The sequence below is a fragment of the Acidobacteriota bacterium genome, from assembly GCA_004299485.1.
In the GTDB taxonomy this organism is placed as follows: Bacteria; Acidobacteriota; Terriglobia; order Terriglobales; family SCQP01; genus SCQP01.
The window spans coordinates 20,928-27,538 of the sequence record SCQP01000021.1; the positions used below are offsets into that span (position 1 = coordinate 20,928).

Genomic DNA, 6,611 nt, shown 5'->3' on the forward strand with positions numbered 1-6,611 from the left:
GCGGCTCGCCCCGACCGTTTAGTGGACTTTACCCGCCCGAATGGCGGCGATGAGCTGCAGTGCCTGCGGCAAGCTGTAGCCGCACGAGGGATCCTTGACGCGGCAGGTCGCCAGCGACCATTCGCAGCCACAGGTGCAGGCCTGCGTATTCAGCTTGGCCAGGACGAGGCTGCGCTGCGCCGGCGTGAGTTTCTGAAGTGCCGCCGCGATGCCCGGAATATTCATCGTGCCCACTTTGCCATCCGGTGAGAGCGCATCTACGCGCGCGACCTTGATCTTGGTAGGCAGACCCAGCAATGTCCGCACTTCGGTGTTGAACACCGCGTAGGGATTGGCGCCATGGTTGCGCTGCTGCAACATGCCGTGGGGATCGATCACCCAGGTCACCGGGATCGAGTTGATGGGTCCGAAGCGTTTTTGCACCGCCGGGGAGGCGATGGCCACCGGATAATTGATGCCCAGCGCCGCCGCTTTTTTGGCAACCGCAGCCGGTGGCAGCTCGTCCACCGACAGGCCTACCACCTGCAGTTTGCCGGCGTATTCACGCTGCAGGCGTTCGAACTCGGGAATTTCCATCCGGCACGGGCCGCACCACGTGGCCCAGAAATTCAGCAGTACCACCTTGCCGCGCAGCGCCGCCAGGCTGACGTGCTCGCCATTGAGGGTGGTAACGGAAAGATTGGGCACCGGCCGCGGGTGTTCAAACAGGTAGACTTCCGGCTCTGGCTGCGGTGGCATCGACTGGCGCGGGGCCTGGCGTGGCTGCGCCGCGCCACCCGCTTGGCGCTCGGCCGAGCTGGGGGCCCCGAGATCCCCAGCCCGGCCTCCGCGCTGCGCCGCCAGCGCCGCCGCCAGAAAAACCACCGCCGCTGCCAGCTTGCCCGCTCGACTTACGTGCATGCTCTTATTTTAACGTCCGCGCCGTTCCTCAGAAGTGCCAGGCGAGACCTACGTCCGGGATGGGCATGTTGTTCCATTTCTTGATGCCGATCAGGCCAAAGTCGGGAACGCGGTAGATGATGTCGCGGTACTCCAGCAGCAAGCTGAGCTGCGAGGTCAGTTTCCAGTCAAGTCCGGCGCCCAGGTCGATGCCCGCCCGGACTTGTGGCCCCGCGCCCGGCGTGTTGTTGCCCCCCGTCGGCACGTAGTGGATGACACTCACGCCGCCCAAAAAAAATGGGCGGATGCTGCCCTGCGTAGGGATCGCGCGCACGTAATCCATGCTGTAGGTTTGATCGTTGAATTTGACCGAAAGATTGGAACCGTAGGTTTGCGTGGGCCGCGCGAACGAGTATCGGAATTCAAACGCGTTTGAGTCGTTGCCGAACACCTCAACCCCAAGCTGGAAGCCGCCCACGTTGGTGGTGCTGAGGGCGTTGCTGTTGGCGGTGGTGGCCTTGGCGAACTGCATCGAGCCGGCGGCGAGAATAGCGAACCGGCCGCCCCAAACCGAGGGCGATTGCTGGCCCGGTTGAGGCACGTTGGTGGCGACCGGCGGATTTACCTGCGCCCCAGCGCTGCCCGCCAAGCCGAAGGCGACGAGCGCGATCACGCCCGCCCCGCGTTTCATCCATGGGTACAGATTGCACATACGGGGATTCTACGATGGTTTGCGGTGCCGCTACGCTAGGGGAAACTTCCCGTATACTGACTTGCGGCCATGCTCACGATAGCGGCGATTGACTTTTTAAATGCGGCACCGCTGATGTGGGGGCTGGAGGGCGATGCCCGCTTCCGCCTGCGGCATTCGCTGCCTTCGGCCTGCGCCGAGGGCTTGCGCGACGGCAGCGCCGATCTGGGCGTGATTCCGGTCATCGAGCTGGCGCGCATCTCCAACCTCGTGGGCCTGGATGGGCTGGGCGTGGCCTCGTGCGACGGCGAGGGCGAAGCCGCGGATGTCCGCAGCATTCTGCTGATCAGCCGCCGTCCGCTGGCCGAAGTGAAAACGCTGGCACTGGATCGCGCCTCGCGTACCTCCGCTGCGCTGGTACAAATTCTGCTGCGGCATCGCTTTGGCGCCCACTTTACCACGACGCCGGGCGACGCCGACTGGCGCCGCGCGCTGGAACGGGCGGATGCGACGTTGCTGATCGGCGATCCCGCGCTGAAGCTGCGCATCAGCGGCGATGCCGAAGGCGCCTTTGAGGTCCAAGACCTGGCGCGGGTATGGCGGGCCTGGACGGGGTTGCCCTTCGTGTTTGCGCTGTGGGGCATTCGCGCTTCCGCGTTCGCGCCCCACCGTGACTGGCTGCCGCAGCGGCTGCAGCAGGCGCTGGCCGAGGGGCTGGCGCAGCGCGAGGATTTGGTCGCCTCCTGGTCGCCGCGCCTGCGGTTGCCGCCGGAGGAGATCCGGCGTTATCTCACCGCCAACGTAACGCACCGGCTGACGGCGCGTCATCGTGCCGGCCTGCAACGCTTTTTCGAACTTGCCGCCGCCGATGGCCACATCCCCAGCGCCGTGCTGCCGGAGCTGGTGGCGGCATGATTGCCTGGCTCCAGGGCGTGCTGCGCGAGCGCCAGCCGGGCCGCATGCTGCTCGACGTGCATGGCGTCGGCTACGAGCTGCAGATTCCGGTCGGCACCTACACGCAACTTCCGCCCCCGGGCGCCGAGGCAGCGGTGCATGTGCATACGCACGTGCGCGAAGACGCGATTCAATTATTTGGCTTCGCCACGGCGGGCGAAAAGCAGGTCTTTGAAAAGCTGATCTCGGTCAACGGGGTTGGTCCCAAGCTGGCGCTGGCCATTCTGTCCGGGCTGGCGCCGGACGCCTTGGCGGTGGCGGTGCACTCCGGCGACCTGGCGCGGCTGACTTCGATTCCCGGCGTGGGCCGCAAAACCGCGGAGCGCCTGGTCGTTGAGCTGCGTGACAAGCTGGCTGCGGTCGCGCCCGAGGCGCTCGCGGCCGCCGCGTTTGCCGGTCCTGCCGAAGACGTGTTGAGTGCACTGATGAATCTGGGCTACGCCGAGCCTTCGGCCCGCAAAGCAGTCGAACGCGCCCGTGCCACCCGCCCCGACGCCGGCTTTGACGAGCTCTTCGCCGCGTGCATGAAGGCGCTGTAAAAGGCGGGCGCCCTTGTCACAATTTTGTGACAAATCCTGAAGATTGTGATTTTTTGTAACAAGCGCATTTTTCGCTTGACTGCCGCATCTGGCGGCAGCTTGGAGGAGCCCTGAGCGCCAGCGGGCGGACCCTGCCGGGAATCGAAGCCCGCACTCCGAGCGACCAACGGGAGCGACCAGGGCAAAAAGTGGCGAGCCACTGAGTTGTTCAATTCTCCATTGCAGTGTGAGTAGCACGAGGTGAGACTTATGCGGATGGCGCGAAACTTGCACTCTCTCCCTCTCTCTCTCTCTTCTTCCTCTCGCTGCAGTTTTTGATGCTGAGTGGCGCTGTGGCCGGCGCACAGCAGCCGGCGCCGTTGGGCGGCCTTGCGCCGTTCGCGCTGGCCGTGCGCGGCCGCTCGGTGCGCGTGAGTGCTGCGAGCGGCAATGCCTCCCTCTCGATTCCGATATTTGCCAAACCGGGCCGGGGCGTGCCCTTTGCGGTCAACCTGACGTACAACTCGAATGTGTTCGTCAACGTTGGCGCGGCCTTCGGGCGCAACTACGCCTACGGCAGCGGCTGGACAGTGGGACCCGCGCTGGGGTCGATCAGCAACACCACGACGCAGATTTACACGCGGGGCAATCCGCAATCAGGGACGTGCCAGTATGCGGTCATGTCCGGTTTCTATTACGTCGATCCTTCCGGGACTTCGCACCCTTTCTCCGGCTCGCTCACGCATGACATAAGCTGCGGCTTGCCGCCATCCTCCCTCACGGCCACCGCCAGCGATGGCTCCGGCTATGAGCTGCACGCTGCTTCGGCGGGCACCGACTACGTTGTAAATCGAAGTGGCAGCATTCTCTATCCGAACGGCGGAGGCGCGTTCGCCATCGAGGACACCAATGGCAATTACATCTCCTCGGCAAGGAACGGCAGCGAGACCGACTGGACCGATACCACCGGATCGATCGTAGCCAAGGTGATTCCTGAAAGCGGTTGCACCAACCCGGTGGACGGGCTCAGCTACCCCAACTGCACCGCCATCGAGGTCCCGGAGCCCGGCTCGAGCAGCTACGCCACCTACTTGCTGGTTTACAACAACGTCGCCGCCAATACCGAGGCAGGCTGCACGGGTATCGCCGATTACTCGGGGACCGTGAGCGTACCGGTCTTTCTGGTGCTGCCCGAGTACACGTCCGGCTCGCACTGGTACTACCAGTTCGGATACGATTTTGCCGGCCGCCTCAACTCGATCACTTTTCCCGCGGGCGGCGTGACCACGCTGAGCTACGGCAACCTCTGCGCCTTTGGAAACGGCACACCGGCCAGCGTTGCGGTCACCGAGAGTGACGGCGGCACGCAGGGCACCACCACCTACACGCGCTCCTCCGGCAGCACCAGCATCGCCTACCCGGACGGCGCCAAGACCGTCGAGACCTATGACGCCGACGGCCTGCCGACCGGCATTCAGAATTACGACACCGACGGCGTGACGCTTTTGCGCGAGGTAGTGCGGACCTATACCAGCGGTCCGCCCGAGCTGCCGGCCACCGCCGTGATCTACCAGAACGGCGTCAGGGTGAGCGAGCGCGACACCAGTTTTGACACCTACGGGAATCTAACGTCGGAAACCGATATCGACTGGGCGCGCGATGGCAGCGGCGCGACCAAGCGCGTCACGACGATTCATTACCTCTATCAGGGCAACAGCAACTACGTGGCGCCCAACATCGTCGACCGGCCCGACCAAATCACCGTTCAGGACGGCGCTTCGAACATCTACGCCGAAACGGCGATCACATACGACAATTACGCCGCCCCGTCGGGGTTGAGCGCGTCGAGTGGTGCGCTCAACCACGGCAGCAGCTTCGGCACCGGCTACACCTTGCGTGGCAACCCCACCGAGATAAGCCGCGACGTCTCGTCCGTCAATCCTCTCAACACCTATCTGGCCTACGACGACACCGGAAACGTCATCACCGTGAAGGCGCCCGACGGCAATCAGGAGGCGACGAGCTACGGTAACTGCGCCGACGCCTATCCCAGCAGCACCACGGTCCCGGGCGGCAGCGAAATTCTGGTCTACGACTGCGGCGTCGGCCGCCTGACACAGCAGACGGATCCGGCTGGCGCGCAGACCAGGTTCAGCTACGATGCCGAGGCCAGACCATCCGGCACGGTTAACGCTGATGGCGGGGGCGATGCCATTTCGTATGTGAGCCCGACGGAAGTCAGCACCGCTACAAAGATCTCGGCCTCGCTCACCGCAACGGACTACCGGATGCTGGGCGGTTATGGCGAGCTGGCTTATGGCCAGAGGGCGGTGCCGACGGGCGGCTGCGACACGGTCGAGTACGTCTGGGACAACATGGGGCGGACGACGAAAACTAGCACCCCGTACAACACCGCGTGCGCGTCACCAGCAGCAGGCACGGCTTTCACGGTTGCGGTCTTTGACGGTCTGAACCGTCTGAAGTCGGTTACGCAGGCGGACGGAACCTCGACGACCAACTATTCCTACACCGCCAGCGCTACCAAGATCGCCGCCCCAGGCGGCACGCCGGCGCGCATCCTGGTACGCGACGGCTGGGGCGACCTCTGGCAGGTGTGTGAACTCAGCGCTCAAAATGGCAACACCGCCTGCGGCCTGGCAATCTCGGGCAACGGCTTTCTCACCCAGTACACCTACAGCCCGCTCGGCCTGCTGACGAACGTGAGCCAGCACGGCGAAAGCCGCAGCTTCGCCTACGACTGGCTGGGTAGAATGACCAGCGAGACGGCGCCGGAGACCGGAACCACCGCGTTCACCTTCGATTCCTCCGGCGCCTGCGGCAGCGCTGCCGGCTCGCTGGTCGAGCGGGTCGACAACGCCGGCAACGTGACCTGTTATGGCCACGATCTCTGGGGCCGCACGACCGCCATCACGTACCCGTCGGGCCCCAACGCCGCGGCCACGCCGGCAAAGACGTTTGTCTACGGAGTCGGCGCCGTCGTTGATGGGGTGCATATGACCAACGCCACCGGGCGGCTGGCGGAGGCCTACACCGGTCCGGCGGGAGCTAAGATCACCGATGAGGGCTTCGGTTACGACGCCATGGGCAGGCCCAGCGAGTTTTACGAGTCAACGCCCCACTCCGGCGGCTACTACGTCAGCGGCGCGAGCTGGTGGCTGAACGGTGCAGCAGAGACTCTGACGGAGCCCGGCGAGCCATCCGTCACCTACAATCCCGACAGCGCCGGCCGCACGACTCTGATGACCGCGTCCTGCTGTGAGGACCCGGTCACCTCGGTCAGCTACAACCCCGCCTGGCAGGTCACCAAAGTGACGTTTGCCTCGGGCGACTACGACAGCTACAGCTACAACAATGACCAGCGGATGACACAGTACACGCTGGACATCAACGGCAGCAACGACATTGGCAAGCTGAGCTGGAACGGCAACGGCACGCTCGCCTCGCTCGACATCACCGATCCGTTCTCGACGGGCGACACCCAGAACTGCAGTTACACGCAGGACGACCTGGGGCGGTTGAGCGGGGCCAACTGCGGCAGCGAATGGAGT

At 64.6% G+C, this 6,611-nt stretch carries 5 protein-coding genes; 3 read left to right on the forward strand and 2 right to left on the reverse strand.

Annotation, left to right across the window (positions count from 1 at the left end; all coding sequences use genetic code 11):
• Nucleotides 1–18: 18 nt before the first annotated feature.
• Entirely contained in the window at nucleotides 19–900 is an 882-nt protein-coding gene (locus EPN33_15225) for a TlpA family protein disulfide reductase (GenBank protein ID TAN20520.1), read from the reverse strand.
• Nucleotides 901–928: 28 nt separating this feature from the next.
• Nucleotides 929–1,591: a hypothetical protein gene (locus EPN33_15230; protein TAN20521.1), complete on the reverse strand. Its 663-nt coding sequence runs from the start codon at nucleotides 1,589–1,591 to the stop codon at nucleotides 929–931.
• A gap of 69 nt (nucleotides 1,592–1,660) precedes the next feature.
• Here EPN33_15230 and EPN33_15235 point away from each other — a divergent pair, with 69 nt between their 5' ends.
• The 3 genes from EPN33_15235 to EPN33_15245 all read left to right on the forward strand — a co-directional run.
• A complete protein-coding gene (locus EPN33_15235; protein TAN20522.1) occupies nucleotides 1,661–2,485 on the forward strand; it encodes an ABC transporter substrate-binding protein in 825 nt (274 codons plus the stop codon).
• Nucleotides 2,482–3,063 carry a Holliday junction branch migration protein RuvA gene (gene ruvA, locus EPN33_15240; GenBank protein ID TAN20523.1) on the forward strand — a complete coding sequence of 194 codons (582 nt, stop codon included), beginning with the start codon at nucleotides 2,482–2,484 and terminating at the stop codon, nucleotides 3,061–3,063. Before EPN33_15235 ends, ruvA begins: the two co-directional genes overlap by 4 nt.
• 332 nt (nucleotides 3,064–3,395) lie before the next feature.
• The coding region (locus tag EPN33_15245) for a hypothetical protein (protein TAN20524.1) at nucleotides 3,396–6,611 on the forward strand (3,216 nt) is incomplete at its 3' end.

Excerpts from the sequence above, each read along its gene's own strand:
- EPN33_15235 (TAN20522.1), top strand. The coding sequence starts at position 1,661 with ATGCTCACGATAGCGGCGATTGACTTTTTAAATGCGGCACCGCTGATG.
- ruvA (TAN20523.1), top strand. The coding sequence starts at position 2,482 with ATGATTGCCTGGCTCCAGGGCGTGCTGCGCGAGCGCCAGCCGGGCCGC.
- EPN33_15225 (TAN20520.1), bottom strand. The coding sequence starts at position 900 with ATGCACGTAAGTCGAGCGGGCAAGCTGGCAGCGGCGGTGGTTTTTCTG.
- EPN33_15230 (TAN20521.1), bottom strand. The coding sequence starts at position 1,591 with ATGTGCAATCTGTACCCATGGATGAAACGCGGGGCGGGCGTGATCGCG.